Source organism: Rhizobium leguminosarum (assembly GCF_001679785.1).
Taxonomy (GTDB): Bacteria; Pseudomonadota; Alphaproteobacteria; order Rhizobiales; family Rhizobiaceae; genus Rhizobium; species Rhizobium leguminosarum_R.
On sequence record NZ_CP016287.1, the window covers coordinates 90,284 to 116,222 of the forward strand.

A 25,939-nucleotide genomic window follows, 5' to 3' on the forward strand; every position below is an offset into this window, starting at 1 on the left:
CCAACTGATATTTTAGTTTCACATATATATCAATGGAAAGTTTGCGTTCTTGTGCATTAGGTCGTGCAAAGCTATGAATGGAGTCGAAAAGGACGCCTCACATGAATTCCCAGTTCGCCTCCACATTCGGCCTGACCGCTCCCGGCTTTCCGGTCGTTGCCGGCAGTACCGTCCAGCGGGTCTATGATGATCTGCGAAAGCGCATCATCACCATTCAGCTGCCGCCGGACACTACGCTGTCGCGCACTGAACTCACCGAGACTTATCAGGTCAGTCAGACTCCTATCCGTGACGCATTGCAGCTTCTCAAACAGGAGGGTCTGGTTCGCATTTATCCGCAGTCCCGCACTGTGGTGACCAGGATTGATGTCCTGCAGATTTACGAAGCACATTTCCTTCGTGTTGCACTGGAAACCGAAGTTTGCCGTCGCCTCGCAACCGATCCGGATCCGGATCCGAGCGTCATTACCCGCGCCCGGTCGATCATCAAGATGCAGTCGGCAGTCGCCGACGACGCCGATCAGATCGCGATCTTCCAGGAGCTCGACGAGCTCTTTCACCAGACATTGTTCGCAGGCGCCAAGCGCAGCAGCCTCCACCAATTGATACGCGAGCGCTCCGGCCATCTCGAGCGTATTCGTCGCCTGCATCTGCCCGAGAAGGGCAAGATCGTCAGCATTCTCGATGGGCATCACGCCATCATCGATGCGATTGCCGCGCGCAACGAACAGGGTGCGGTCGATGCGATCCGCGAACATCTCAGCCGCACCGTCGCAAAAGTGGAAGACCTGCGGAAGGAGTTCCCGGACTACTTCGTCTAATCTGCCGCGCCGCGGATTTGGCCGGACTCAGTTGACCGGCGTCAGTAGCGGCCTGCCTGCGAAGAAGGCCGCAAGGTTGTCGACCGTCAATTGCGCCATCCTGTCGCGTGTTTCCTCGGTACCGCTGGCATGATGGGGATAGAGTACAATGTTGTCGAGCGCTGCGAAGCGTGGATCGGGGTTGGGTTCGTTGAGGTAGACATCGATGCCGGCCGAGGCGATCCGCCTTTCCTGCAAGGCCTTGATCAAGGCCGGCTCGTCGACCACGGTGCCCCGGGCGATGTTGATGAAGCTGCCCGTCGGTCCGAGCGCATTCAGCACGTCCGCCGAAATCAACCCTTCGGTCGAGGCCCCGCCAGGCGTCGCGACGATCAGGATATCGGCCCAGTCCGCCAGTTTTACCGGCGTGTCGAAATATGCAAAATCGTTGCCTTCTTTCTTCCTCCTTCCATAATAGCCGACCGTCAGTCCGACAGCTTCGCATCGCTTGGCAATCGCCATCCCTATGCGGCCGAGGCCGACGATCCCCGCCTTCTTGCCCGAGGTCGATGTCGTCAGCGGCATCATCCCTTTCTGACCCCAGTCGCCGGAGCGCACATAGCGATCGCCTTCCGGCAGGCGCCGGCGTGCCGCAAGCATCAGAAGCAGTGCCATATCGGCAACATCGTCGCACAGCACTTCGGATGTGTTGGTGAGCTTGATGCCGCGCCGTGTCATCGCCTCGACGTCCATCTGGTCGTAGCCAGCCGAGGAACAGGCGGCGAGCTTTAATGCCGGCAATTTCGAAAGCAGGGCTTCGTCGATGGTCACATGGCCGTTGCAGACCAGCGCGGAAGAGACCGGGCCGGCTTGCTGCAAGAGAGCATCCCGCTCTTCGCCTTTGACAAGATCGAGCCGGTGCAGCGTGTAGCTTTCCTCGAGCATCGCCATCTGATGGGGCCGGAGCGGATAGGCGACGATAACATCGGGCTTCATGCGGAAACGAGTCCTTCCTGTCGTTGGCGGGCGGCGCGTCGGGTGGCCTGGATCTCAGGATCGGGATCGAGGCTCGCGGCAAGAAGCGCCTGCGTGTAGGGGTGGGATGGCGCGTTGAAGATCTGTTCGACGGGCCCCTCCTCGACTATCTCGCCGGCCTTCATGACGATGACGCGATCGGCAAAATCGCGAACCACCGGCAGGTCGTGTGCGATGAAGAGGTAGGACAGGCCGAATTCGCGACGCAGGCCCTCAAGCAAGGCGATCACCTGCGCCTGGATCGACACGTCGAGTGCCGAAACCGCCTCGTCGCAGATGATCAGTTTCGGCTCCATCGCCAGCGCCCGGGCAATCGCAATGCGCTGGCGCTGGCCGCCGGAAAACTGATGTGGATACCGGTCGGCCATATCCGGTTTCAGGCCAACCTTGACGAGCAGCTCGGCCACTCTCTCCTTCCATCTCGCTTTCGGCAGGATATCCGGGTGAATAACCCAGGCTTCGGAAATCAAACGGAATACGCTCATCCGCGGGTTCAGTGACTGGGTGGGGTCCTGAAAGACCATCTGCAAATCACGGCGCAGCCCGAATATTTCCCTCGGGGTCATCGCAAGCAGATCGTTTCCGCGGTAGAGAACCTGGCCCTCCTGCGGATCATCGAGGCGAACGATCGCCCGGGCAAGGGTTGATTTGCCGGAACCACTCTCGCCGACAACGGCAACCGTCTCGCCGGGCATGATGACGAAGTCCACGCCCTTCAGCGCCTGGAATGCGCCAAAACTCTTTTTCAGGCCTATGGCGCGCAGCAGCGGTTCGCCCTGCCGGTCACGCTGTTGCGCCATCGCACCCTTCCCCGGTGCAGCGGCTATCAGCTTCTTCGTGTAGGTGTTCTGCGGGTTGCGATAGACTTCGGCCGCGTTGCCGGTTTCGACCACGCAGCCGGAGTTCATCACCACGACCCGGTCGGCGATCTCGGCAACGACGCCCAAATCGTGAGTGATCAGCAACAGGCCCATGCCGGTTTCCTGCTGCAACTCCTGCAGAAGTTCGAGCACCTGCGCCTGCACCGTCACATCAAGCGCGGTGGTGGGTTCATCCGCGATCAGAATATCGGGCTTGCAGGCGATTGCCATGGCGATCATCAGGCGTTGCCGCTGTCCGCCGGAGAACTGGAACGGATATTTTCGCATCGCTGCCTGCGGATCGGTTATGCCGACGCGCCCGATCAATTCGAGCGCCCTCGCGCCGGCGCGCTCCGCCGACTGGCCATGCGTCGTCATCATCTCGGTGATTTGCCAGCCGACCGGATAGACCGGATTGAGGTGGGCGAGCGGGTCCTGAAAGATCATGGCGATCTTGGCGCCGTTGATCGAGCGCCGCTCCTCGGGCGTCATTTTCAGCATGTCGCGGCCGTTGAGGAGAATGGTGCCGCTGGTGATCTTGCCGGGCGGCATGTCGATCAGGTTCATGATCGCCGAGGCCGACACGGATTTGCCCGAACCGCTTTCCCCAAGGATCGCCAGCGTCTCGCCGCGATCGAGATGCCAGCTGACATCCTGCACCGCCTTGACGGTCCCGCTGGCGGTGTGGAACTCGACCGAGAGGTCACGCACTTCCAAAAGATGTTCAGCCATTTTTCCTGCCCCTCATTTCAAGGCGCCAGCGTTGTGTCGGATCGAGCGCGATGCGCAGCCAATTCGACAGAAGGTTCAGCGACAGCGTCGTCAGAATGATTGCAAGGCCCGGCCAGAAGGAAAGCCACCAGGCATTGGTGAGATAGGGTCGTCCTTGCGCAACCATGAGACCCCAGGTGATCTGCGGCGCCTGAATGCCGATCCCAAGGAATGACAGGGAGGATTCCGCCAGCATGACGAAGGCGAAATCCAGCGTCGCGATGGTCACCAGCGTGGGGAAGATCACCGGCAGGATGTGATGGAATACAATGCGCCAGTACGATGCTCCCATGACCTTCGCCGCCTGCACGAACATCCGCTCGCGCACTTCCAGCACTTCGGCGCGCGTGGTGCGCAGATAGATGGGAATGCGGGTGATCGCCAGGACGAGGACGATATTGGTGACCGAGGGCTCGAGCATGTAGAGCACGATCACCGCCAGAAGCAGCGACGGAAAGGACATGATGACGTCGCCGAGGCGCATGATCCATTGAGCCGCGGAGGAGCGGCTGTAACCTGCGACCAGACCGAGCGCCGTACCGACGACGGATGATGCGAGGACGGCTGCCGCGGCAACCAGGATGGTGTTTTGCGCCGCCACGATAACGCGGGCAAGAAGCGGCCTGCCGAGCGCATCGGCGCCGAGGACATAAAGCATTCCGCGGGTGATATCGAACGGCGGCGCGTTCCGGCCCCGCAGGTTCTGCTTGGTGGCGATGGCCTCCAGCAGGAACGGGCCAAACAGCGCACAGAGCAGAACGATCAAGAGGAACAGCGCCGCGAAGAAAGCGAGCTTGTCCGCCCACAGCATCGTCAGCCAGCGCCCGATCGGGCCGCTTGGTTTTTTCTCGGCGAGGATTTGTGTGTCGGCCATCGTCATCGCTCAATACCGGATGCGCGGATCGAGCAGCGCATAGGCGATGTCGATCAACAGGTTCATGATGAAGATCGCCAGTGCAGAGACCATGATGACGGCCAGCACGACGGCGAAATCGCGAAGCAAAATGGAATCGATCATCAGCTTGCCGATGCCCGGAAAGCCAAACACCGTCTCGACGACGACGGCACCGTTCAGGATGGCGGCCGCCTGGTCGCCGATGACTGTGATCACCGGCAGCATGGCATTGCGCAGTCCGTGAATGAAGATGATTGAGGTCGAGCGGACCCCCTTGGCGCGGGCCGTCTTCACATAGGCGGAAGACAGAACGCTGATCATCGAGCCGCGGACCACCTGCAGGATCAGGCCGAAAGGCCGGATGAACAGCACGCTGACCGGCAGGACCCAGTGCCAGAAAGTTCCCGTTCCCGATGTCGGCAGGACATGCAGTTTGACGGCGAAAATGACGATCGCCACGATGGCCAGCCAGAAATCCGGCGCCGCAGCGCCGATCAGCGAGAAGAAAGTGGCGAGGCGGTCGAAGACGCCGCCGACGCGAAACGCCGCGAGCGAACCGATGACGATCGCGGCGACCGTGACCAGCGCCATGGTGATGACAGCCAGCCAGAAGGTCCAGACGAAAGCCTCCAGCACCACATCCATGGCCGGACGGGCCTGTCGCAGTGACTGACCGAAATTGCCTTGGGCAAGATCCGAGACATAACGACCGAACTGGATGATCAACGGATCGTTGAAACCGTTCATCTCACGGAATTGCTGGCGCATTTCGGTGGTCGCATCGATCGGCAGATAGAGGTCGGTCGGATCGCCCGTCAGTCGGGACAGGAAGAACACGATGACGATAAGCACCACGAGCGATACGCCACTGGCGATCGCGCGTTTGCCGATGAAACTCTTCATGCCACTCCTCCCGAGTGAACCCCATGGGGGTCGTGATGTCCGGTTTCGTCTTCGTCTGCGCTGCCCGTGATACCCCTCCGGCAACAGGCACAGCTCGACGACCAGTCGCTAAAACTGAAATATTAGTGCATCTAAAATTTTTGTGAACCCCAAAAATGATCAGGGCTTGTCAACCGGCGGCTTGCGTCGCCATGTCATGCCGCGGGTTCCGATAATGGCCGCGCCGATGATCACCGCAGCGCCGATCCACGTCTGTGCGGCCGGAACTTCCGAGAAAAATGAGAAGGCCATGAGGGCCACGACGGGCAGTCGGAGAAAGTCGAGCGGCGCCAGAACGCTTGCGGCCGCCATGCCGAAGGCGCGCGTGATCAGCGTCATGTTGAGTGCGCCGAGCGCCCCTTGCAGGGCAAGCAGTGCGAGTTGGTTCCAGGTCGGCATTGACCAGACCGGCAGCATGAGGATCAGGCCAAGCGGCACCGTCGCTATCAGATTCCATGCAACAAGCCGGTCGGCACTATCCCTCAAGGCCATCCGCCGCAGCATCAATTGGCTGGCCGCCGTCAAGACCGCTCCTGCCAGCGCAAAAAGCAGCCATTGGTCGAAACCGGACGCTCCAGGGCGAATGATGATCATGACGCCGATAAAACCTGCGACAATGCCGGCCACGCTGGAGATGCCGACATGCTCCTTGAGCACCAGCCACGCGCCGAGAACGAGAAACATGGGCATGGTGAAATTGATCGCCGTGGCATCGGCGAGTGGCGCGTGCGCAAAGGCGACGAACAAAGCAACCAGTGAGGCAAGCTTCAGACCTGCACGCACGACATGCAGAACACGATAGGGAGAGGATTTCAGGTCGACCCGTGAGACGATCCAGGGCGTGACGACAAGAAGCCCGAAAAACGACCGGAAAAAGCCGATCATCAATGGATGCACGTCACCTGCCAGCAAACGCACAATGACTGCGTCGAAACTATTTAAAAAAGCGGCAGCCACCATCATGCAGACGGCAAGGCCTGTGCGACCAGGCTGCATCACGCTTCTCCTGACCGAACCAAGGTGAACCCTGCTATATCGGCTATTCGATACAGCGCGTTGAACCGGCAATCCATTGGAAATAAAGCCTTCCTGGCGTGTCTGCTAATCTCCCGCTCTCACGGTTTGCCGCGGCGGAGACCACTCGTTCTCACCAGGGGCCGGCGGCATCCGCTATTCCCCGGTACGGATCAACGGCTTTATCTCAATCCTTCAGCCTCCGTCACACTGACAGAGCGCATTGCTGACGGGAGCGCCTCGCTCACTGTTAGTGGATCATTCCGTTCGTCTTCGCCCGGTTCGAGAACTGGTGGACGAGCATGATGCCCTGCTCAAGGAGCAACTCGGCCGCCTGCAGATCGCGGGGCGTCATGTCCCCGGATAGTCCGCGAATCGTATTGGCGACGCAGATGGAGTTGGCGACAAAGCGGGTGTCGCCCTCACCTTCCGCCTCCTCGGCCGTTGCTTCCAAGGCGTCGGCGACGGTGTCGAGCAGGCTCGAGCGTTCGACAAGCGTCATGTCGTTCAGGGTTTTGGAAATGCCGTTCATGATTGTCTCCTCGCGCGTGCTCAAGGCGGATCGCAGCTCGATTTCTCGATTTCAGTCATATGGCGGTGACTGTCAGATAGGATAGCTGTCTTCAGAAGCAACTCATGGCTGCCGCGCACCTCATGCATGGGTGCAGCGAAATGGCGCGGTTCAATCAATAAATTTCGAGCCTATCATTTCAGATGCGTCAGGAGGTCGGCAAGCATCGATCGCTGCCCTTTCAACAGCTTTATGGCTGCGTCGGGAGGGGAAAACCACCCCGCCCGATCGACTTCAGGAAAGCTCTTTACCTGGCCCGACCGTGGTGGCCATTCCATTTCGAATTGGCAACTTTGTATCGCATTCACGTCGAGTATCGGATCGGCTTCGATCGCCCACGCGACGACTATCTTTCCGCCGGGTTGTCGGTATTCGCCCAACGGTGTGAACCTGCCATCGACTGCTACACTCAGCTCTTCGGCAGTCTCCCTTATTGCCGCCGCAAGCTCATCTTCTCCAGGTTCGACCAGCCCCTTCGGGATCGACCACGCAGCCTCGTCTTTCCCAGCCCAGAAAGGGCCGCCCGGATGGACGAGAAGCACTTCGATGTCGCTGGAAACACGCCGGTATAGCAGAAGTCCGGCGCTGCGGATTGCCATCGTCTTGTGCCCTTCTTTTGTCGATCACGAGGCCAAGCATTCCTCACAGATGCCGCAGCCGTCATCGTCCATCCACTGACGCCGGCGCTTACAGCAAAGGCAAGCACGACTATCGGGTTGTTCCTTTGTGTCTTCCGGTGGAATGATCTCGATCGTCATGTCGATTAGAGTGTCGGCCACAAGCTCCGCCATCTCGTTGCTCCATCAGTCTATTCTAAATAAGATAGGAGCGGCGATCGATACCGGCAAGGCTCTCGACGCCGGTCGGAAGGCCAAATGGCATGCCGAACCACATTCGGCGATCTCAGTATCGAACGCTGGGCCTTCTTGCGACAAGTGATATAGTTAAATTTCGGTCGTCTACCTAGACGATACGACAAAGGAACTATTCCATGGAAGACCAGAAACGCCCGCTGCAACCAGGAGAAACCGCCCCCGCCTTCGCACTCGCCACGGCCAACTTCGACGGAACCGTCTCTTTCGCCGATTTGAGCGGTCGCCCGTTCGTGATCGGGTTCTTTCGCGGGCTGCACTGCCCGTTCTGCCGGCGCCAGGTCGAACAGCTTGCTGGCATACAGCCCACCCTCCGCGCCGCCGGAGTGGAGACCGTGGCCGTTATCAATACACCGGTAGAACGCGCTCGCCTGTATTTCCGCCACCGTCCGACGCCAGTAACGCTGCTATGCGATCCCGACTGCCACACACATCGGGCCTATGGTGTGCCTCATGCTGAGTTCCTGCCCGATGGGAGCACCAAGCAGCCCGAATGGCCTTATAGCGCGACGATGGCGCAGTTCCAGGCGGCGCGCATCAACCCCACGGGCGAGTTGCCGGAATTGCTACAGCCCATGGAAGCCAATACTATACTCAACGCCAAGGACCACTTCGAGCTTGATGAAGCCGATATGGCGACCTTCGCGAACCACGCTACCCAGCTCGTTGGGCACTTCCTGGTCAATGCGAACGGCACCATCGCCTGGTCGCAAATCGAGGCGCTGGACGGGCCGAACAGTCTTGGCATCTTCCCGACTGCGGCGGAGATAATCGCCGCCGCCGGCAGCCTTGAACGCTGACTTTCAACGAACCATCGGCCAGCGTTGGCGAACTCTCCGACTGTCATCAGTTTGACCTCCGCGTTCCGCCAGCCCGAGAAAATAGTCACGTTAGACAGACTTCAACCGTTGCTCGGTTTTTGCGTCGAACAGATGCAGTTTACTGAGATCCGGGGCAATGACGATCTGGTCGCCGGCGCGCAGATCAAGGCGCTCTCTTACCGTCGCAACGAGGTGATCCGCACCAAACTTCGTGGTGACCTGGATCTCAGCACCGGTGGGCTCGACGAGAACGACCTCAGCGGCAACGGGACCTTGTCCGATTGTGAGATGCTCATGGCGAATGCCGTAGATAAGCTGTGCACCGCGTTCCAATGACGCTGCTTCGGGCAGTGGCAGCCTACCTCCGCCGTCCGCGATCAACTCCGCGGCCCTGAAGTGCTGACCTGGCGGAAATCACCGCCAGGCATCGATCAAAATCGGAGGGGCGGATGAGGATCGCGCCACCAACGATGATCGCGGAAAGCAAGATCGCCCCTGCCAGCAGAATATCACTTCTGACCATGGTCCCCCAGTGCGACCGCCGTACGGCTTTAGTGGAGCGTGCCGCTGATTACCATTTTTGACACGAATGCGGAAAGAAGCTGGCTATCGAAATGGCCCGGCGAATTCATCATCATGTTGATCGCCTCTGCTTGCGAGAAGGCGCGCTTATACGGCCTGATTGTGGTCAGCGCTTCGTAAACGTCACAAATCGCCGCAAGCCGGGCGACGTAAGGGATCTTCTTTCCGGCGAGCCGGCCAGGATAGCCCGAGCCATCGAATTTTTCGTGGTGGTAGCGACAAATGTCGAGCACCGGCTTCGGGACATGCGCGACATGGGAAACCAGCTCATATCCCCGCTGAGGATGCCCGCGGACAAGATCCATTTCCTCGGCCGTCAGCTTACCGGGTTTCGTCAAGATGTCGTCCGGCAGCGCCATTTTTCCAAGATCGTGAACCAGTCCGCCGAGTCCCAGGACCCGTACCTCCTCTTCTCCATGACCGAGGCTGCGCCCTAGGGTGATCATCAACGCGCTTACCGCCAGCGAGTGGAGGAACGTCAGCTCATCTTTTTCCTTCAGCTTTGCGACTGCGATCAGCGCGCCGGCGTTGTCGAAGGCTGCCGACATGATCCGCTCCACAGCTGCGCTTGCCGCATCACTGGCGAAAGAGGCTTTGATCCTGGCGTGGGCAAGCATTTGACGGATCTGCGGTCTCGTATCCTCGACGCATTCCCTCGCCTGCTTGATATCCTTCGCCGAAAACACGGCACGAAGCTGGGCGTCAAACGCAGCCCGGTCGATATCCTGTGGCGCACCCGGGTCGACATCTGCGCCTTTTCCGACGTCGATAACAACAGTCATCAGCCGGTTTGCCATCAAACTCTCGACCTGACCGGCGGCAGAGATCAGGAAAGGCTTGAACCGGCGTGTCCTGTCTTCTCCCTCGATTTCGACGTCCTCGACATACATTCCTACCCGCAGCTGGCTGACATGTATCCGTTTTCGCATCTCTGATCCGTTCAAAATGATCTTGGTACTCAAGCGTTGTCTCAGGTATCCGGGGCTGGCCCGAGCGCGAAAACTCGCTCAAGCTATAGGGCTCCGGCCGCACGGGTCTTGTCTTGCTTGAGCCGTTGTCCATGCTGCTCTAAGATGGCCGTGGCAACCGTTCGATCGACTGCTTTCGAAAACAGATAGCCCTGTCCGAGCTTGCAGCCGAGCTGGCTCAATTGAACAGCTTGGGGTTCTGTTTCAATCCCTTCTGCGACGACCCGGATTCCCAGCTTGTGAGCTATTCCGATCAGGCCCTCAACGATGAAGGTCCCAGCGTCGCCCGGCACCATGCGGTCGATGAAGGACTTGTCGATCTTGATGATGTCGACCGGCACCGTCAGCAGGTGGGTCAAAGACGCGTAGCCAGTGCCAAAGTCGTCGAGGGCAACCCGCAAGCCCTTGGACCGAAGAGCCTTTATCTCGTCCGCTACGACATAGTCCCGTTGTCCGAGATAAACCGATTCCGTCACTTCGAGGATGATGTGCTTAAGAGGAACCTCCGCTTCCCCGAAAATTCGGCACAGCCTGTCTTGCAGATTACCGCCACGAAAGTCTGCGGCGGACAGGTTGATGCCGACATGCTGGAGAGGAAGGCCTCGGGCGAGCCAGCTGCGGATGTCTCTCGCGACCCTCAGCAACATCCGTTGGGTCAGCTCAGCAGCAATATGCGCGTCTTTCGTCGCCTCATGGAAATGCGCTGCAGCTATGATTTCGCCGGAAGGCGTGGTCATTCGACATAAGGCTTCGAAGCCTACAATTTCCCGTGTATCGAGGCGCAAGATCGGTTGGTAATGCGCATCGATCCGATCGTCTTCCAGGGCGACACCCACATCGCGAACCGCCCTGAAGCGTCTGGTCAGGGCGGTGCCCAGGCCGGGATAGTGTTGCACGTACCGGCCACGACTGTGTTCTTTCGCATGATAGAGCGCCACATCGGCGTTCTGGCGGATCTGGTCAGAGTTTGTTTCCGTCTCCGCCAACGCACCGCCAATCGTCGCGGCGGGAAAGACGACATGACCGTCGCACGTTGAAGGAGAAGACAGCGCTTTGAGGATGTCGGAGGCCCTCGCACTCAGATCAAGGTCTTTGTCGTCCGACACAATGACAGCAAACTCATCTCCACCAAGCCTAAAGGTGTTTTTGGCGCCTGCTGTTGCGGCGATCCGGTCTGCAACCACTTGAATCAATGCGTCGCCGGCTGCGTGCCCGAACGTGTCGTTCACGAGTTTCAAGTTGTCGATGTCAACAAGCAGGATGCCCCAGGCGCGCCGGGATCGAGGCAGCTCTTCGGCGAGAAGCTGGTTGAAACGAGCGCGATTCGACAGTCCCGTCATAGCGTCGCTGTATGTCAGCCGCTGACGTTCCATCACCCGCTCTTCGCGATCGATGGCGATTGTGCAGAGATGGACACAAGCTTCGACGAGGTCTCGTTCGACGGCCTTCGGACCGCCGTGTTCTCGATAGTAGAAGGCAAAGGTGCCGATCACCCGCTCGCCACGCTTGATCGGGCTGGACCAGCAAGCCCGCAACCCCAGCGGAAGGACCAGGGACTTGAAGTCCTGCCAACGAGGATCGGTCTCGATATCGGTGACAACGACCGGTGCTCCAAAATAAGCGGCAGCGCCACAGGAGCCCGCAAGAGGACCGGCTTCAAGATTGTCGACAGCCGCTGAATAGTCGGGCGGAAGGGAGGGGCCAGAAAGTGTGTGAAGACGGCTCCCGTCGAACGTCAGCACCGAAGCGATGATCCCAGGAACGGCGGCCTCAACCCTGAGGCAAAGTTGCTCGATCGTTGCTGCCAGCGGTTCCCCTTTGGCAATCATTTCCAGAATGGCATTCTGCAACTCAAGGATCATGGCGTCACTTCCCGGAAGGAGACCCTCCGTACCAAACCGACTTTCAAATCAGGTTACGCCGTTGATTAGATTTTGATCGAATGAACGCACTCGCAAGCCATCAACGGCCGAGCCCCGAAGCGGAGTTAGAAAGTCCAGACAAGAGGGCAGGGTCGGTCGGCTCACGCAGGCCTTGAATAATCGATCGTGGGACTCATCTCCTTTTGCTCGTGGAACAGACGTTCCGGGCTGAACGGGTGTGATGCCCGGATTGGCGCATGCCTGGCGCATAATCGCCTCTGATTGGCAGGGCTTGGTGCCCTGTTCCACGATGCCATGCCGTTTGAGGCAGACGTCCTCGACCGTCGGCCTGCTTCATTCAAATGTCACGGGGTGCAGAACATGACGAAAGTTCCAACTATCGCCCGTATCTGGCGCGGTCGCACGAAGCCGGAATTTGCTGATGAATACGAAGCTTACAATCGCGCTGAGGGAATTCCGCCACTGCTAAAGACGGCACTCGGCGTCCAATTGCTGCGCGAAGATCGAAAGGATGAAACATGGTTCACGACGATCTCCTACTGGGCCAACATGGAATCGATGACGGCGTTTACGAAAGGTGATCCGGAGCAGGTTCATCATCTGGCGCGAGATGCAGAACTGCTGTGCGAACTTCCGGAGCGTATCCAGATACACAAGATAGTGGTTCCTCCCAATCTGCGTTGAGTATCTCTGGCTGTCTTCGACAGACCTCTCATTGGAACCAAAACGTTTTGGCTTGACTCCCAAAACGTTTTGGAGAATCCTTTCCTCACTTTCGGGAGGAAGATCTTGGCCAATCTCAAACAGCTCGCGCAATCGCTGGGACTGTCGATCACCACGGTGTCGCGTGCTCTCGACGGTTATGCCGATGTGTCGGCCACCACGCGCGAGCGGGTTCGCGAGGCCGCCGACAGGGTCGGCTACCGGCCGAATGCTTCGGCCCGCCGCCTCCGCAAACAGCGAGCCGAACTGGTTGCCGTCACGCTGCCGAGCGATCCCGGCCATATCGGCCCTCCGCATTTCCTCGATATGTTGTCCGGCTGCGCCGAACATCTTGCTGCTGCCGGCCTCAATCTGGTGATTGCACCGGTGCCGCGCGGCGAGAGCGAACTCGACATCTGCCGCCGCTTCGTCGATGGCCGCCGCGTCGACGCCATGCTTCTCGTTCGCACCAAGCGGAAGGACGAGCGCGTCGAATTCCTGCAGTCGCGCGGCATCCCCTTCGTCACCAACGGCCGCACAGAAAGCCTGCTGCCTCACCCCTTTATCGATGGCGACGGCTTTGCCGGTTTCCGTGCCGCAACGCAGCGCTTCCATGCCGCCGGCCACCGCCGCATCGGCCATATCGCTGGCCCGCAAGAATATTACTTTGCTCATGACCGCTGCCGCGGCTGGCGGGCGGCGATGGAGGAATGCGGCCTCGCGACCGATCTCTGCGCCGAAGGCGCGCCGCTGGAACAAGGCGGTTATCTCGCAGCACTCGAACTTCTGCGCCAACCGTCGCGTCCGACCGCACTCGTCTGCTCCACCGACGAAATGGCGATCGGGGCACTGAGGGCGCTGCGCGAGGTCGATGGCGGCAATCAGATCAGCATTGTCGGCCATGACGACCTGCCGATGGGCGCCTTCACCAGCCCGCCGCTCTCGACGATGCGCATGACCGGCGAACACCTCGGCGCAAGTTTCGCCTCGCTGCTGCTGCGCGCCATTGCCGGCGAGCCTGCCGAAGAACTTCAGGAGCTTCACGCGATCGAATTCGTCGATCGCGACAGCCATCGCCGTCCGCTTAGAGCGGCATAGACAGCAGTGCATCTCAAACAAAGAATAATGAAGGAGGAGAAGATGAAACATATCATGTCATTTGGAATTCTGGCTTCCACCGTGCTGGCCTTCGCCTCGCCGGTGCTTGCCCAGACGGTTTTCGTGTCCACCCAGCTTCGTCCGATCGAGGAGGCGACCGTCGTCCGCGAGGAGCTGCTGAAGGACGTCGGCCCGGTTGACTACGTGGTCGAGGAGCCGCCGCAGTTTGCCGTCCGCATGGAGGCCGAACGCCAGGCCGGCAAACACACCGTCAGTCTGGTCGGTGCGCTGCATGGCGAGCTCTCGCCGCTTGCCGACAAGGACACGCTCGAACCGCTCGATGACCTTGCCAAGAAGCTGGCAGCGAGCGGCATGCCACAGTCGCTGCTCGACCTCGGCAAACTCGGCAAGTCGACCCAGCAGTACATCCCCTGGATGCAGGCGACCTATGTGATGGCTGCCAAGAAGGAAGCGTTGCAATACCTGCCTGCCGGCGCCGACGTGAACGCGCTGAACTACGATCAGCTGATCGAATGGGGCAAGAATATGCAGGAGGCGACGGGCCAGCCGCAGATCGGTTTCCCGGCCGGCCCGAAGGGGCTGATGGCGCGTTATTTCCAGGGCTATTTCTATCCGTCCTTCACCGGCGGCGTCGTGCGCACCTTCCAGAGTGCGGATGCGGTCGCCGGCTGGGAGAAGCTGAAGGCGCTGTGGGCCTATGTGACACCGAACTCGACCAGCTACGACTTCATGCAGGAGCCGCTGGCTGCCGGCGAAGTCATGGTCGCCTGGGACCATATCGCCCGCCTGAAGAATGCCATTTCTGCCGCACCGGATGATTATGTCGTTTTCCCCGCTCCCGCGGGTCCCAAGGGTCGCGGCTACATGCCAGTCGTTGCCGGTCTCGCCATTCCGAAGGGTGCGCCTGACAAGGCCGGTGCAGAAAAGATTATCGAACACCTGTCCACGCCGGACACGCAGCTTCTGACCGCCTCCAAGGTCGGCTTCTTCCCGACCCTCAAGGTCAAGCTGCCGCCGGATCTCGACGCCGGCGTCGCCCTTCTCGCCGGTGCGGTCACGGCCACCCAGGCGTCCAAGGACGCGGTCATCTCGCTGCTCCCGGTCGGCCTCGGCGACAAGGGCGGCGAATTCAACAAGGTCTACATGGACAGTTTCCAGCGCATCGTGCTGCAGAATGAGCCCGTTGCAGACGTGCTGAAGACCCAGGGCGCCACGATGGCCAAGCTGATGGCCGATACGAAGGCTGCCTGCTGGGCGCCGGATGCCAAGAGCGACGGCCCCTGCCCGGTCGAATAAATCCGCCCGAGACGCGTCCGGGCGAAATGCCCGGGCGCTCCTTCACCACTCTGCTCGTCGAGGCAGGAGCCGATGACCAATAGCCGACCCTGGATCCCCTATCTGCTGATCCTGCCATCCGTCGCCTTTCTGGCACTGCTCTTCGTCGTGCCGCTGGTGCAGACGATCTGGCTGGCGGTTTCGGACAATGGCGCGCCATCGCTCGCAAATGCCGAGCGCATGGTAACCGACATCAATTTCACTCGCTCGGTGAAGAACACCTTCCTGCTGACGATCGCGGTCGTGCCGGTGCAGATCGCCATTGCGCTTGCCATGGGCACGATGGTCGCCAAGGTCGGCCGCGGGCGGGAAACGATCCTGTGGATCTGGACGATCCCGCTCGGCATTTCCGACCTCGCCGCCGGTCTCGTCTGGCTGTCGATCCTGCAGAATACCGGCTATCTGAATTCGCTGCTCTTCGGCCTCGGCATCATCAGCAGGCAGGCAAGCTGGCTCTCCTACCAGACGCCGGTCGCGCTCTTCATCGCGATTGCGGTTGCCGAAATCTGGCGCGGCACGGCCATCGTCATGGTCATCATCGTCGCCGGTCTCAACCAGGTGCCGAAGGAGTTCAAGGAGGCCGCCGAAATCTTCGGGGCTGGCCCGTGGACGCGCTTCTGGCGCATCACCCTGCCGCTGATCCGCCCCGCCCTGCAATCGGCGTTGATCCTGCGCACCGTGCTCGCCTTTGAGGTCTTCGCGGTGGTCTATGCGCTCGGCGGGCGAAACTTTCCTGTCCTCGTCGGCGAGGCCTATAACTGGCAGAACCAGAACCAGAACTACAGCGTCGCTGCCGCCTACGCGGTGCTGATCATGATCATCTCGCTTGCCGCCACGCTTATCTATCTGAAAGCCTTGAAGGTCGATCCGGAGCGCCTGCCATGACCGCGGATACCATCAGCACGGCCGCGGACAGTAGCAATGCCGCCGGCTTCGTCTCCTCGCGGCGCTGGCTGCTCTGGAGCGGCATTGCCGCACTCTGCGCCTGGGTGCTGGTGCCGATCTATCTGGTCGCGCTCGGCGCGCTTGGCGGTCGCCAGGGCGTCTATATCTGGCCGAAGACCGGCCTTCCCACGGGCATTTCGCTCGAGCCCTTCATTCTCTTCCTGAAGACCGAAGGCGTTGTCCAGTCCTTCCTCAATTCGCTGGGTGCGGCAGGCATTACGGTGGCGCTTTCGATCCTGCTCGGCGCGCCGGCAGGTTACGCGCTCGCCCGCTTCGATTTCCGCGGCAAGGACAGCTACCGGCTTCTGGTGTTGCTGACCCGCGCCTTCCCGCTGGCAATCCTGGCGCTGCCGCTGACGGTCTCCTTCATCCGGCTCGGCCTCTACGACACGATCCTCGGCGTTGGCCTCATCCATACGGTCCTGGCGCTGCCTTTCGCGGCACTCGTCACCCAGGGCATTTTCCTCGGCGTGCCGAAAGAGTTGGAGGAAGCCGCCTGGGTGTTTGGCTGCACCCGCATCCAGGCCTTCTTCAAGGTGGTGGCACCCTTGGCCCTGCCCGGCATCGTCGCAACTGCGGTCTTTGCCTTCGTCATATCCTGGAACGAGGTTTTTGCCGCCTCGGTGCTGACGGTGCGCAACCGCACGCTGACCGCCTACCTGCTGACCGTGCTTTCGGAAAGCCCGATGCACTACCGCTTCGCCGGGGGCCTGATGCTCATCCTTCCCTCGGTCGTCTTCATCTTCGCGGTCAGGCGCTACCTCTTCGCGATCTGGGGCATTTCCTCCAAATAACGGGACCAGAGATATGGCCAATATTGTCATCGACCGCATCCGCAAGAGCTTCGGAGCCTTCCAGGCGCTGAAAGAGGTCTCGTTGACGATCAATGACGGCGAATTCGTCTCGCTGCTCGGTCCGTCCGGCTGCGGCAAGACCACGCTGCTGCGCATCATCGCCGGCCTCGAGACCGCAACATCAGGCGATGTCCGCATCGGCGACAAGTCGGTGATCGGCTTGCCTCCCAAGGATCGCGGCCTTGCGATGGTTTTCCAGAACTATGCCGTCTTTCCGCACATGACGGTTTACGAGAACGTCGCCTTCGGGCTGCGGATGCAGAAGGCCGACGACGCACGCGTGAAGGCGCAGGTCGAAAAGGCCGCCGGCCTCCTGCATATCGAACAATATCTCGACCGCTACCCGAACAAGCTTTCCGGCGGCCAGCGCCAGCGCGTCGCGGTCGCTCGCGCCCTTGCCGTCGAGCCGAAGGTTCTGTTGATGGACGAGCCGCTTTCGAACCTCGACGCGCTGCTCCGTCTCGAAATGCGCACCGAACTCAAGACCGTACTGCAATCGGCAGGCACCACGACGATCTATGTGACCCACGACCAGACGGAAGCGATGGGCCTTTCCGACCGCATCGCCGTCATGCATGGCGGCGTGGTCGAGCAGGTCGGCCATCCGGTCGAGATCTACAATCACCCGGCGACACGTTTCGTCGGCGGCTTCATCGGCAATCCGCCGATGAACTTCATCAAGGTGCCGGTCGCAAACAGCCAGGTGGCGGCAGGCGCCGAGCAGCTTGCGGCGCCTCAAGGGTCCGGCAGTGAAATAATCCTCGGCCTGCGCGGCGAGGCGGTCGAACTCGCGCCGCTGCCGCAGGGTCTCGAAATGCGGGTGCGCGTTGCCGAGCCGATGGGCTCGCATCTGCTTTTGACAGGCTCGATCCATGACCAGCCGGTCCGCGTCATCCTGCCGGCTTCGGAGACCGTGAAGAGCGGCGACACGATCGGCCTGAAGCTCGACCAGAAGCGCATTACCTGGCTTTCGCCCGAAAGCGGCAAGTCCTTTCCGGCCGTTTTGGCCTAAGAATACCGGAGCATCCAGAATGAACACGCATATCGACCGGGCGAAGCGCATCCTCGCCGTGAACGATCGCGGCGGCTATACCGTGCCGACCGACCGGCTCTATCCCTTCCAGTGGAACTGGGATTCAGCCTTCGTCGCCATGGGCTTCGCGCTCTACGATATCGATCGCGCCTATCGCGAACTGGAACGGCTGGTCGAGGGCCAGTGGGCGGACGGGATGATCCCGCATATCGTCTTCCACGCGCCAAGCGAAACCTATTTCCCGGGGCCGGATGTCTGGCGCACGAAGCACACGATCCCGACCTCCGGCATAACCCAGCCGCCGGTCTTCGCGATCGCACTGCGCAAGCTGCATGAGGTCGCCGGCAAGGAGGACGAGACGCGCACCCTGCCCCTTTACGAGGCGGCGCTGAAATGGCACCGCTGGTGGTATTCCGCCCGCGACCCTGAAGGCACGGGGCTCGTAGCACTCCTGCATCCCTGGGAAAGCGGCAGCGACAATTCTCCCGCCTGGGACATCGCGCTCGCTCGTGTACCCACCACTACCGATACCCCCGTCGTGCGCAAGGATACCGGCCATGTCGATGCCGAAATGCGTCCGCGCGACGAGGATTACCGCCGCTTCATCCATCTCGTCGATACCTATGCCGCCTGTGGCTGGGATCCGGCGAAACAATGGGAAAAGGCGTCCTTCAAGGTCGCCGAGATCCAGACGACCGCCATCCTGCTCAAGGCCGGCGAAGACTTGGAAGCCCTTGCCCGCAAGTTTGGCCGGATGGACGACGTCGCCGAGATCGCCGCACTGAATGCGCTGACCCGCAAGGCTATCCTCGCCCAGTGGCGCCCCGCCCTGTCACGCTTCGTCTCGCGCGATCTGATCTCCGGCGAGGATGTCGAAGCCGCGACGCAAGCCGGCTTCATACCGCTCCTCTCGATCGACCTCGAAAAGCCCGTCACGGATGCCTTGGTTGAAGAGATGAAGGCCTGGTCCAAGGGCCTCAAGGTCGCCTTCCCCACCACCAAGCCGGGCATTGCGGGCTGGGAGCCAAAGCGATACTGGCGCGGCCCCGCCTGGGCGATCATCAACTGGCTTCTGATCGACGGCCTCAAACGCAATGGCCATGCGGATGTGGCCGAAGAGCTGCGGAAATCGACCGTCACGGCGATCGAAACGGAAGGTTTCGCCGAATATTTCGATCCGGTCACCGGAGAAGGCTGCGGCGGCCTCGGCTTCTCCTGGACGGCTGCCGCGTATCTGTGGCTTGAGGGAGGCACAGTCCATGCTTGAGTGTAGAGCCGCGCCCAGCTGGGTCGCCTACATATAAAGCGTATGATTTAATCATACGGTGGGTTATAAGGAGATAACCGAGGACACACTATGCGTACAACCCAACCCCTTAACATCACCCTCCCGCTGGAAATGGCGCAGATGGTGAAGGCCAAAGTCAGCTCCGGCGAATATGCGACCGAGAGCGAAGTCATCCGCGACGGCCTGCGCACCTTGGCCGCCCGCGACGCCGCCGTTGAGAAATGGCTGCGCGACGAGGTCGTGCCTACTTATGACGAGATGAAAGCCCACCCCGAGCGCGCCCTCTCCGTCGAGGAAGTCCGCCGGCGGCTCGATGCCCGTATTGCCGCTCACGCCAAGAAATAGCGCAGGGCATGAACTACAACGTCATTTTTTGCGCCCAAGGCGAGCGACGACCTCGAAAACCTGCTGGTGTACCTGATAGACGAGGCCGGGCCGGAGACGGCTCGCAACTACGTCGGTAAGATTGTGGATTACTGCCTCAGCTTTGAGATGTTTCCCGAGCGAGGCGCAGTGCGTGACGACCTGCGGCCGGGACTGCGCGTCGTTGGGTATCGCGGCAAGGCAAGCATCGCGTTTGTGGTGGAAGAGAACATCGTATCTATCCTTCGTGTTTTCCATCGCGGCCAAGACGTCCGCTTCGACGATAATTAGCAAACGACTTAATCCAGACGACAGATCGACTGCTCGCCCTATTCCGGCTGCCATGGCTGCATGGTGAGCACATTGCCGCCCAGCTTGGCGAAGGCGCGCTGGCGGCAGGAGAAGACGAGGATCTGCTGGTCGCGCGATTGGCGGTGCAGCGCATCGAACATCCGCTCGATCCGGTCGTCGTCGGAATAAACAAGCGCATCGTCGAGGATGACGGGCGCTGGCCGGCCGTCGCGGGCGAGCAGCCTTGCGAATGCAAGGCGGGTCAGCACCGAGAGTTGCTCCCGCATACCGCCGCTCAGCCGGTCGACATCCTCGTCCAGGCCGTTGCGGCGCACGATCTGCGGCAGCAAGGTGTCGCCGTCGAAGGTAATCGAGATGTCGTCGAACAGCAGGCCGAGCAGCGGGGCGAGTTCGTTCATGACCGGCTTGAGATAAAGGTCGCGCGCTGCTGCCCGCGTCGCCGTCAGCGCCTTGCGCAGGCGATCGAGCACGGCGACCTCCGTCTCGAAACGCTTCACCTGCTCGCGCGCGGCTGCCAGAAAATCCCGCGTTTCCGACCAGTTTTCTTCCAGCGCACTGTCCGAGCGGGTGCGGATCTGACCGCCGAGATCGGCAAGCTCTTCGCGAAGCCTGGCAATTTCGCGGCCTGCGGCGTCGGCGACCGAGCGCGCCCTGGCAAGGGCGGCCTCTGCGCCTGCGAGGTCCCGTCCTGTCCTGCGCAAAGGCGCGGCCCGAAGTTCGACAGCATCGACCTGCTCTTTGGCGCTGGAAAGTCTTGCCGCAAGGTCCCGTTGCAATTCCGGTCGGCCGGCTTCGGGACCGATGATCGCCGCGATGGCCTCGAGGTTCTGGCCAAGTTTGGCGTGCTCCGTCTGCGCTCGCAATATTGCCTCGCCGGCCTCCATGCGCATCACCGACGCTTCCCGCGCCCGGTTTCGCGCCAGGTCGATACGCTGCGTCGCATCCGCGAGACGGGCGAGCACCTCTTCCGGGTCGGCGTCGAGTTCGACTGGACCCTGGCTGAGTTCCGCAAAGCGTGCGGCATCGAGGTGAAGCTGGTCGATGCCATTCGGAGCCACGTCGGCGAACCGCTGGCGTGCCCGCCCCAGTTCCTCCTGCTTGTTCCGGGCGGAAATATCGCGCTGTCGCGCCGCCCGCAAACTGTCGACACCGAGCCTGGCAAGCAATGTTTGGCGCGTAGCTTCCGCGGTTTCGAGCGCGCCGTCCTGATCTGCCTGCCGGCTAGAATGGATCGTCAGGGTGCCGACGCCTGCTATGTCGAGCCTCGCCACCCCGGCAAAGCTCTTGTCTTCTCCCCCCGGCAAAGGTTGGCGATCCATGCTCACCGATCCGGAGGCGTCTTTCAGGTAGTCGATCCTGAGCCTGGGAAGACCGACTTCGGCTGCTGCACGCAAGCCAACGATCTTGAGATCCAACGCTTCGAGCCGTTCGATCGCATCGGCTGGAATGGCGAGCAATGCGTGCGCAGCCTCTCCGTCCTCGATCTGCCGCCGCGCCGCTTCCGCCTGTTCGAGATGCTGACGAACCTCCGCCAGCCGCTCTGCGGCGTGGCGTGAACGGAGTGCTGCCTCCAGCCGCGCCAGCAATTCGCGGTTTACCCGCTCTTCCTCTTCGGCTGCCTGAACCTCCGCCGTTGCGGCCTCGCTTTCGGCCAGCGATACCGCGCGTCGCTCGGCTGCATTTGAAAGCTCTTTTTCCGTCACGGCGAAACGCCGCGCGAGTTCGTCACTGCGGTTCAATGCCGCGTGGAAGCGGTCGAATGCCTGCTGCGCTTCATCGCGGCGGCTGACGGCCAGGGCAGCTTCGGCATCGAGTGCCTTGAGTTCCCTATCGTGCAGTTTAGCGGCCTCGAGCACCGACTCGGCATTGGCAATCGCCGCCTTCCGGCCGGCCTCTTCGTCCGAATTTTCCAGTTCGCTGAGTCTCGCCTGCACTGAGCGGCGGCGGTCGAGCGCGCCGTGCAGCATCTCCACCTCCTTGGCCAGCCGCGCCTCCTCCGCCTGCAGCCGGTCACGATCGTCGAGCGCGGCGGCAAAGCGGCCTCCGGCCTTTGGCCGGAGCGTCGCGGTGACCAGGCGATTGAGTTCATCCTCGCAGGCTTCGAGCACTGCCGACATGCGCCGTCCGCCCGTCAGCGCCTCCACCTCGCCTTGCACTGAAGACAGCAGGCTTTCGCGCACCCGCTTGTCGTTTTCTTCCTCGCTCTTGCTGCGATTTTCGATGCCGGTGACGCCCTGGCGCACCCAGAGCAGGCCTGCCGGGCCGGCAGTTCCGCCGGAAATGAGATCGCCGATGAAAGCCTCGGCCTCGTCGGCCTGGGCGACGAGCCGGCCGCTGCCGAGATCGGTGACGCTGGCGCGCCGTCCGCCATAGAACTGCTTGGTCAGGCGGTAGCGGCCGGCTTCGATCGTGATATCGGCCTCGACGATCGGATTGCCGCCGCTATAGGGGCGCAGCATCTGCACGCTCTTTGGCGTGCCGCCGTGCGGCTGGAAGAACAGCGCATGCAGCGCCTCGAAACAGGTTGATTTGCCGTGTTCGTTGGCAGCGCTCAGCACATTGACGCCGTCGGCGATTCCTTCGACGGATATGCCGCGGCCGGCGAAGCGTTTGACGTTGTGAAGGCGAAGAGCGTTGAGTTTCATCGATCAATCGCCTCGCAATAGGAAAACAGGCGGATCAACGCCTCACGCGCCACACCTCTGTCATCGCCCGAGCGGGATTGGTCGCGGCTTTCGGCAAGCAGCAACTCCGCAGTATCGCGCAGCGGACCGGCTCGGTCGATGATCTCGAGATCATCGCTCTCGCAATCGGTCCCCAGCAGTTCCGTATCGATCTCCAGATAGGCAAATTCCGGCGCGACCTGCTCCAGCAGGCTGGTCATTGCTGTGCGCCCGTTCAATCGGGCACGGCCGGACAACGCGACGCGCAACAGGGTTTGTCGCCGCGCGAACGGTTCCGGCAGCGCCGCCTTCAGCGCTTCAACACCGTCTTCCGATGCCAGCAGCGGAAGCTGCAATGTCTGCCAGGAAAAGCTGGCGGTCGCGATAGCCGTCGTCGTCGGCATTGCCCCCTGCCCGGCAATGGAAACGATCATCGCCTGCCCCGGCCGGTCATGCTTGAACCGGTCGGGCTCGGGCGCGCCGCTGTAATATGTTCTGGCGTCCACCGCCACCGATCCGTGCCAATCGCCGAGCGCCATGTAATCGAGGCCGGCCAGCGCCGCGCGGTTCGGTGCAATCACGTTGGTGGCCGTGGCATCCTCCGAAAATTCCTGGATCGGGCCATGTGCGAGGCCGATGCGGATGGAGCCGTCCGGTGTGGCAGCACCCGTCATCCATTCGGTCAGGTCGCGGCCCGGCCGCCTGGTCGTGCAAGGCGCCGGCAGCAGGATGACATCAGGTCCAAGCGGAAGGGGCGCCGCTTCCGTCGCCAGGATGACATTGTCGGGCACCACGCCGCGCGCAGCACTCCAGAGCTGGTCCGCCAGCAGCGAATCGTGGTTGCCAGGAAGCAGGACCCAGCGTAGCGGCGTATTCCGGGCCATCTCGCCAAGCGCTTGGCGAAGCACGGCAGGCGTCGGCGTCTCGGTATCGAACGTGTCGCCTGCGAGCAGGATGACACCTGCCCCATGCTCACGTGCCGCACCGGCGAGTCTCCCGATCACGCCATGCCGGGCCTCGCGCAGGCGCCCTCTCAAATCCTCCGGAAGATTGCCAAATCGTTTGCCAATATGAAGGTCCGAACTGTGCAGGAAGGAAAACATCAACCAGCCATGTTTGCGATGCGCCGCGAGCTTCCGAGCATGCCCTACAGCGCCGCGCGTCTTTTCGGACACACAAGGACACTGTAGCGCTTTGCAGTAGGCCTCGTCCGCGGTTCGCGATTCCGTTGTTCCGCGACAGACCATGCCTCCCGATATCAGGCGAGGCAAGCCTATCCTGGCTCAACAAGCTCTTATCCAACGCTTATCTAATTCTGCGGGATATTCGACACCGTATCCATCCCGCTCACGGACGAGGACGGCTGCTAATACCGCCGGTAACCTCCGGGCGGAGTGCCGCCTGATCCTGGTTAGAACGGTTGAACACCACCATCTTGGCGTCGGCCATCTCTCAGACCTACAATATATCAGGGAGCCGTTCACGAAGCTCCTTCACCAGCACGCGCTCATTTTCCGAATAGTCGACCGGAACGTTCACCAGATGGACGCCACCTCCGGAGAATGCCTCTTCGAGAACCTGTTTGAACTGGCCGATATCGTCGACCCTGGTTCCCTTGGCGCCATAGGATTCGGCATATTTCACGAAGTCGGGATTGCCGAAGGTCATCCCGAAATCCGGGAATTCGTCCACGGCCTGCTTCCAGCGGATCATCCCATAAGCATTGTCCTCGATGACAAGAACCACGAGGCTGAGCTTCAGCCTGACGGCCGTCTCGAGTTCCTGGGAGTTCATCATGAAGCCGCCGTCACCACAGATCGCCATGACCCGCCGCTCGGGGTATAGCATCGAGGCAACCATCGCCGACGGCAGCCCGGCTCCCATCGTTGCAAGAGCATTGTCGAGCAGCAGCGTGTTCGCCATCCGCGTCCGGTAGTTCCGCGCGAACCAGATCTTGTACATGCCGTTATCGAGCGCCAGGATGCCGTCATGCGGCATCACCTCTCTTATATCGTGAACCAGCCGCTGTGGCGTGAAGCGATCTTCTGTTGCCCGCGCGGCGATGCGCTCGAGAATGCGCTCGCGGAGATGAAGAAGCGCCTGCGCGTTTGGCAGCTTGCCGTCGAGGCGATCCGCCAGCGCCTTGAGCGAAGGGCCGATGTCGCCGATGACTTCGGATTGCGGGAAATAGACCTGCTCGACGGTCGCCGGCTGATATCCGACATGGACGACCTTCGGGCCGCCCTTGCCCATGATGAAGGGTGGCTTCTCGATCGTGTCGTGCCCGATCGTGATGATAAGGTCTGCCTGTTCGATGGCCTCGTGGACATAGTCCCGCTCCGACAGCGCGGCGGTGCCCATATAAAGTTCGGTTCCGCCGGGCACCGTTCCCTTCCCCATCTGAGTGGTAAAGAACGGAATGCGCGTACGGATCACAAACTGCGCAATATCCGATGTCGAGCGGGGACGCGAGGCGGCGGCCCCGAACATCAGAAGCGGACGTTTGGCTGCGGCGATGAGGGCGGCGGCGCGATCGAGGGCCGCATCGCTCGCCGTCGGCAGTTCGAGCTGATGCGGTGCAATCAGTGCCACTTCCTGGCATTCTTCGGCCGCAATATCTTCCGGAAGCTCCAGATGTACCGGCCCCGGCCTTTCCTCTTGGGCGATGCGGAACGCCTCCCTGACCGTCGTCGGGATCATCTGCGGCGACACGATCTGCCTTGCGAGCTTGGTCAGCGGCTTCATCGACGCGACGACATCGACCACCTGGAAACGCGCCTGGCGGGACGAGAGGATCCCCTTCTGGCCGGTTATCATCACCATCGGCATCGCGCCGAGCAAGGCATAGGCGGCACCTGTCGAGAGGTTCAGAGCGCCAGGCCCGAGCGTTGTCAGGCAGACGCCGGGCTTTCCAGTCAGGCGGCCATAGGTCGCGGCCATGAACGCCGCCGCCTGCTCGTGTCGGGTGAGGACGAGCTCAATCGACGATTTTCGGATGGATTCGACGACGTCGAGATTCTCTTCGCCTGGGATGCCGAAAATGCGCTCGACACCTTCGTTCTCAAGCGCTGCCACTAGAAGATCGGAGCCTTTGATCATGGATGTGTGCCCGTGCTGTTTGGATCGAGGCTTCCAGAAAGGAAGGCCCCCTTGAAGATATGTTCTTTTCCGGGCCTGTCCATGCGTTCGGCGGCATCGGGTTGCCTCTATCTTAGTCGCCGAGAATTTCTAGATAGGACTTGCCGCGGGAATAAAAAAGCTCTCCGCGGTTCTGCTGGCAAACAGCTTTGACTGATGATGTGAGATGTCGC

23 protein-coding genes and 1 pseudogene are annotated in these 25,939 nt (G+C 61.1%); 11 read left to right on the forward strand and 13 right to left on the reverse strand.

Features of this window, described 5'->3' with window-relative positions; all coding sequences use genetic code 11:
* The first annotated feature begins 101 nt into the window (after positions 1-101).
* Positions 102-821, forward strand: a complete 720-nt coding sequence (locus BA011_RS24855; RefSeq protein WP_065282721.1) for a GntR family transcriptional regulator — start codon at positions 102-104, stop codon at positions 819-821.
* 27 nt (positions 822-848) lie between these two features.
* On the opposite strand, the gene BA011_RS24860 is transcribed toward BA011_RS24855, so the two are convergent.
* The 7 genes from BA011_RS24860 to BA011_RS24890 all read right to left on the reverse strand — a co-directional run bounded on the left by BA011_RS24860 (position 849) and on the right by BA011_RS24890 (position 7,487).
* Positions 849-1,796 carry a 2-hydroxyacid dehydrogenase gene (locus BA011_RS24860; RefSeq protein ID WP_065282722.1) on the reverse strand — a complete coding sequence of 316 codons (948 nt, stop codon included), beginning with the start codon at positions 1,794-1,796 and terminating at the stop codon, positions 849-851.
* Entirely contained in the window at positions 1,793-3,427 is a 1,635-nt protein-coding gene (locus BA011_RS24865) for an ABC transporter ATP-binding protein (RefSeq protein ID WP_065282723.1), read from the reverse strand. The genes BA011_RS24860 and BA011_RS24865 overlap by 4 nt, the downstream gene beginning before the upstream one ends.
* Positions 3,420-4,346, reverse strand: coding sequence for an ABC transporter permease (locus BA011_RS24870; protein WP_186806585.1), 927 nt, complete (start codon positions 4,344-4,346; stop codon positions 3,420-3,422). Before BA011_RS24870 ends, BA011_RS24865 begins: the two co-directional genes overlap by 8 nt.
* A gap of 3 nt (positions 4,347-4,349) precedes the next feature.
* A complete protein-coding gene (locus tag BA011_RS24875; protein WP_065282725.1) occupies positions 4,350-5,264 on the reverse strand; it encodes an ABC transporter permease in 915 nt (304 codons plus the stop codon).
* A gap of 159 nt (positions 5,265-5,423) precedes the next feature.
* Complete coding sequence (locus tag BA011_RS24880; RefSeq protein WP_065282726.1) at positions 5,424-6,299, reverse strand: DMT family transporter; 876 nt, start codon at positions 6,297-6,299, stop codon at positions 5,424-5,426.
* 268 nt (positions 6,300-6,567) lie between these two features.
* Positions 6,568-6,849, reverse strand: coding sequence for a hypothetical protein (locus tag BA011_RS24885; RefSeq protein ID WP_025397396.1), 282 nt, complete (start codon positions 6,847-6,849; stop codon positions 6,568-6,570).
* A 173-nt stretch (positions 6,850-7,022) separates the two neighbouring features.
* Complete coding sequence (locus BA011_RS24890) at positions 7,023-7,487, reverse strand: NUDIX domain-containing protein (protein ID WP_025397397.1); 465 nt, start codon at positions 7,485-7,487, stop codon at positions 7,023-7,025.
* Positions 7,488-7,879: 392 nt separating this feature from the next.
* On the opposite strand from BA011_RS24890, the gene BA011_RS24895 reads away from it, so the two are divergent.
* A complete protein-coding gene (locus BA011_RS24895) occupies positions 7,880-8,560 on the forward strand; it encodes a peroxiredoxin-like family protein (RefSeq protein ID WP_065282727.1) in 681 nt (226 codons plus the stop codon).
* A 90-nt stretch (positions 8,561-8,650) separates the two neighbouring features.
* On the opposite strand, the pseudogene BA011_RS42125 reads toward BA011_RS24895, so the two are convergent.
* The 3 genes and pseudogenes from BA011_RS42125 to BA011_RS24910 form a co-directional block, all read right to left on the reverse strand.
* Positions 8,651-8,988: pseudogene (locus BA011_RS42125) on the reverse strand (TOBE domain-containing protein); the annotation flags it as partial.
* Between the two features lie 144 nt (positions 8,989-9,132).
* A complete protein-coding gene (locus BA011_RS24905; protein WP_186806586.1) occupies positions 9,133-10,092 on the reverse strand; it encodes an HD-GYP domain-containing protein in 960 nt (319 codons plus the stop codon).
* Positions 10,093-10,175: 83 nt separating this feature from the next.
* Positions 10,176-11,993, reverse strand: a complete 1,818-nt coding sequence (locus BA011_RS24910) for a putative bifunctional diguanylate cyclase/phosphodiesterase (RefSeq protein WP_065282730.1) — start codon at positions 11,991-11,993, stop codon at positions 10,176-10,178.
* Between the two features lie 381 nt (positions 11,994-12,374).
* Here BA011_RS24910 and BA011_RS24915 point away from each other — a divergent pair, with 381 nt between their 5' ends.
* The 9 genes from BA011_RS24915 to BA011_RS24955 all read left to right on the forward strand — a co-directional run bounded on the left by BA011_RS24915 (position 12,375) and on the right by BA011_RS24955 (position 19,944).
* A complete protein-coding gene (locus tag BA011_RS24915; RefSeq protein WP_065282731.1) occupies positions 12,375-12,698 on the forward strand; it encodes an antibiotic biosynthesis monooxygenase family protein in 324 nt (107 codons plus the stop codon).
* Between the two features lie 105 nt (positions 12,699-12,803).
* On the forward strand, positions 12,804-13,814 hold the full coding sequence (locus BA011_RS24920; RefSeq protein WP_065282732.1) for a LacI family DNA-binding transcriptional regulator: 1,011 nt from the start codon (positions 12,804-12,806) through the stop codon (positions 13,812-13,814).
* Positions 13,815-13,856: 42 nt separating this feature from the next.
* Complete coding sequence (locus BA011_RS24925; RefSeq protein WP_065282733.1) at positions 13,857-15,131, forward strand: ABC transporter substrate-binding protein; 1,275 nt, start codon at positions 13,857-13,859, stop codon at positions 15,129-15,131.
* A 72-nt stretch (positions 15,132-15,203) separates the two neighbouring features.
* The gene (locus BA011_RS24930; protein ID WP_039618440.1) at positions 15,204-16,055 is read left to right on the forward strand and encodes a carbohydrate ABC transporter permease; all 852 of its coding nucleotides are present in this window, start codon (positions 15,204-15,206) and stop codon (positions 16,053-16,055) included.
* The gene (locus BA011_RS24935; RefSeq protein WP_065282734.1) at positions 16,052-16,909 is read left to right on the forward strand and encodes a carbohydrate ABC transporter permease; all 858 of its coding nucleotides are present in this window, start codon (positions 16,052-16,054) and stop codon (positions 16,907-16,909) included. The genes BA011_RS24930 and BA011_RS24935 overlap by 4 nt, the downstream gene beginning before the upstream one ends.
* 13 nt (positions 16,910-16,922) lie before the next feature.
* On the forward strand, positions 16,923-17,981 hold the full coding sequence (locus tag BA011_RS24940) for an ABC transporter ATP-binding protein (protein WP_065282735.1): 1,059 nt from the start codon (positions 16,923-16,925) through the stop codon (positions 17,979-17,981).
* A 19-nt stretch (positions 17,982-18,000) separates the two neighbouring features.
* A complete protein-coding gene (locus tag BA011_RS24945) occupies positions 18,001-19,269 on the forward strand; it encodes an MGH1-like glycoside hydrolase domain-containing protein (RefSeq protein ID WP_065282736.1) in 1,269 nt (422 codons plus the stop codon).
* A gap of 90 nt (positions 19,270-19,359) precedes the next feature.
* On the forward strand, positions 19,360-19,635 hold the full coding sequence (locus BA011_RS24950) for a ribbon-helix-helix domain-containing protein (RefSeq protein ID WP_065282737.1): 276 nt from the start codon (positions 19,360-19,362) through the stop codon (positions 19,633-19,635).
* A 66-nt stretch (positions 19,636-19,701) separates the two neighbouring features.
* Positions 19,702-19,944 (forward strand): type II toxin-antitoxin system RelE/ParE family toxin, encoded by a 243-nt coding sequence (locus BA011_RS24955; protein ID WP_237352729.1) that lies wholly within the window; start codon positions 19,702-19,704, stop codon positions 19,942-19,944.
* Positions 19,945-19,982: 38 nt separating this feature from the next.
* Here BA011_RS24955 and BA011_RS24960 read toward each other — a convergent pair whose 3' ends face one another.
* The 3 genes from BA011_RS24960 to BA011_RS24970 all read right to left on the reverse strand — a co-directional run bounded on the left by BA011_RS24960 (position 19,983) and on the right by BA011_RS24970 (position 25,727).
* Positions 19,983-22,610, reverse strand: a complete 2,628-nt coding sequence (locus BA011_RS24960) for an AAA family ATPase (protein ID WP_065282739.1) — start codon at positions 22,608-22,610, stop codon at positions 19,983-19,985.
* A complete protein-coding gene (locus BA011_RS24965; RefSeq protein ID WP_065282740.1) occupies positions 22,607-23,731 on the reverse strand; it encodes a metallophosphoesterase family protein in 1,125 nt (374 codons plus the stop codon). Before BA011_RS24965 ends, BA011_RS24960 begins: the two co-directional genes overlap by 4 nt.
* Positions 23,732-24,086: 355 nt before the next feature.
* A complete protein-coding gene (locus BA011_RS24970) occupies positions 24,087-25,727 on the reverse strand; it encodes an acetolactate synthase large subunit (protein ID WP_065282741.1) in 1,641 nt (546 codons plus the stop codon).
* Between the last annotated feature and the right edge of the window lie 212 nt (positions 25,728-25,939).

Excerpts from the sequence above, each read along its gene's own strand:
- BA011_RS24855 (WP_065282721.1), top strand. The coding sequence starts at position 102 with ATGAATTCCCAGTTCGCCTCCACATTCGGCCTGACCGCTCCCGGCTTT.
- BA011_RS24860 (WP_065282722.1), bottom strand. The coding sequence starts at position 1,796 with ATGAAGCCCGATGTTATCGTCGCCTATCCGCTCCGGCCCCATCAGATG.
- BA011_RS24865 (WP_065282723.1), bottom strand. The coding sequence starts at position 3,427 with ATGGCTGAACATCTTTTGGAAGTGCGTGACCTCTCGGTCGAGTTCCAC.
- BA011_RS24870 (WP_186806585.1), bottom strand. The coding sequence starts at position 4,346 with ATGACGATGGCCGACACACAAATCCTCGCCGAGAAAAAACCAAGCGGC.
- BA011_RS24875 (WP_065282725.1), bottom strand. The coding sequence starts at position 5,264 with ATGAAGAGTTTCATCGGCAAACGCGCGATCGCCAGTGGCGTATCGCTC.
- BA011_RS24880 (WP_065282726.1), bottom strand. The coding sequence starts at position 6,299 with ATGCAGCCTGGTCGCACAGGCCTTGCCGTCTGCATGATGGTGGCTGCC.
- BA011_RS24885 (WP_025397396.1), bottom strand. The coding sequence starts at position 6,849 with ATGAACGGCATTTCCAAAACCCTGAACGACATGACGCTTGTCGAACGC.
- BA011_RS24890 (WP_025397397.1), bottom strand. The coding sequence starts at position 7,487 with ATGGCAATCCGCAGCGCCGGACTTCTGCTATACCGGCGTGTTTCCAGC.
- BA011_RS24895 (WP_065282727.1), top strand. The coding sequence starts at position 7,880 with ATGGAAGACCAGAAACGCCCGCTGCAACCAGGAGAAACCGCCCCCGCC.
- BA011_RS24905 (WP_186806586.1), bottom strand. The coding sequence starts at position 10,092 with ATGCGAAAACGGATACATGTCAGCCAGCTGCGGGTAGGAATGTATGTC.
- BA011_RS24910 (WP_065282730.1), bottom strand. The coding sequence starts at position 11,993 with ATGATCCTTGAGTTGCAGAATGCCATTCTGGAAATGATTGCCAAAGGG.
- BA011_RS24915 (WP_065282731.1), top strand. The coding sequence starts at position 12,375 with ATGACGAAAGTTCCAACTATCGCCCGTATCTGGCGCGGTCGCACGAAG.
- BA011_RS24925 (WP_065282733.1), top strand. The coding sequence starts at position 13,857 with ATGAAACATATCATGTCATTTGGAATTCTGGCTTCCACCGTGCTGGCC.
- BA011_RS24930 (WP_039618440.1), top strand. The coding sequence starts at position 15,204 with ATGACCAATAGCCGACCCTGGATCCCCTATCTGCTGATCCTGCCATCC.
- BA011_RS24935 (WP_065282734.1), top strand. The coding sequence starts at position 16,052 with ATGACCGCGGATACCATCAGCACGGCCGCGGACAGTAGCAATGCCGCC.
- BA011_RS24940 (WP_065282735.1), top strand. The coding sequence starts at position 16,923 with ATGGCCAATATTGTCATCGACCGCATCCGCAAGAGCTTCGGAGCCTTC.
- BA011_RS24945 (WP_065282736.1), top strand. The coding sequence starts at position 18,001 with ATGAACACGCATATCGACCGGGCGAAGCGCATCCTCGCCGTGAACGAT.
- BA011_RS24950 (WP_065282737.1), top strand. The coding sequence starts at position 19,360 with ATGCGTACAACCCAACCCCTTAACATCACCCTCCCGCTGGAAATGGCG.
- BA011_RS24960 (WP_065282739.1), bottom strand. The coding sequence starts at position 22,610 with ATGAAACTCAACGCTCTTCGCCTTCACAACGTCAAACGCTTCGCCGGC.
- BA011_RS24965 (WP_065282740.1), bottom strand. The coding sequence starts at position 23,731 with ATGTTTTCCTTCCTGCACAGTTCGGACCTTCATATTGGCAAACGATTT.
- BA011_RS24970 (WP_065282741.1), bottom strand. The coding sequence starts at position 25,727 with ATGATCAAAGGCTCCGATCTTCTAGTGGCAGCGCTTGAGAACGAAGGT.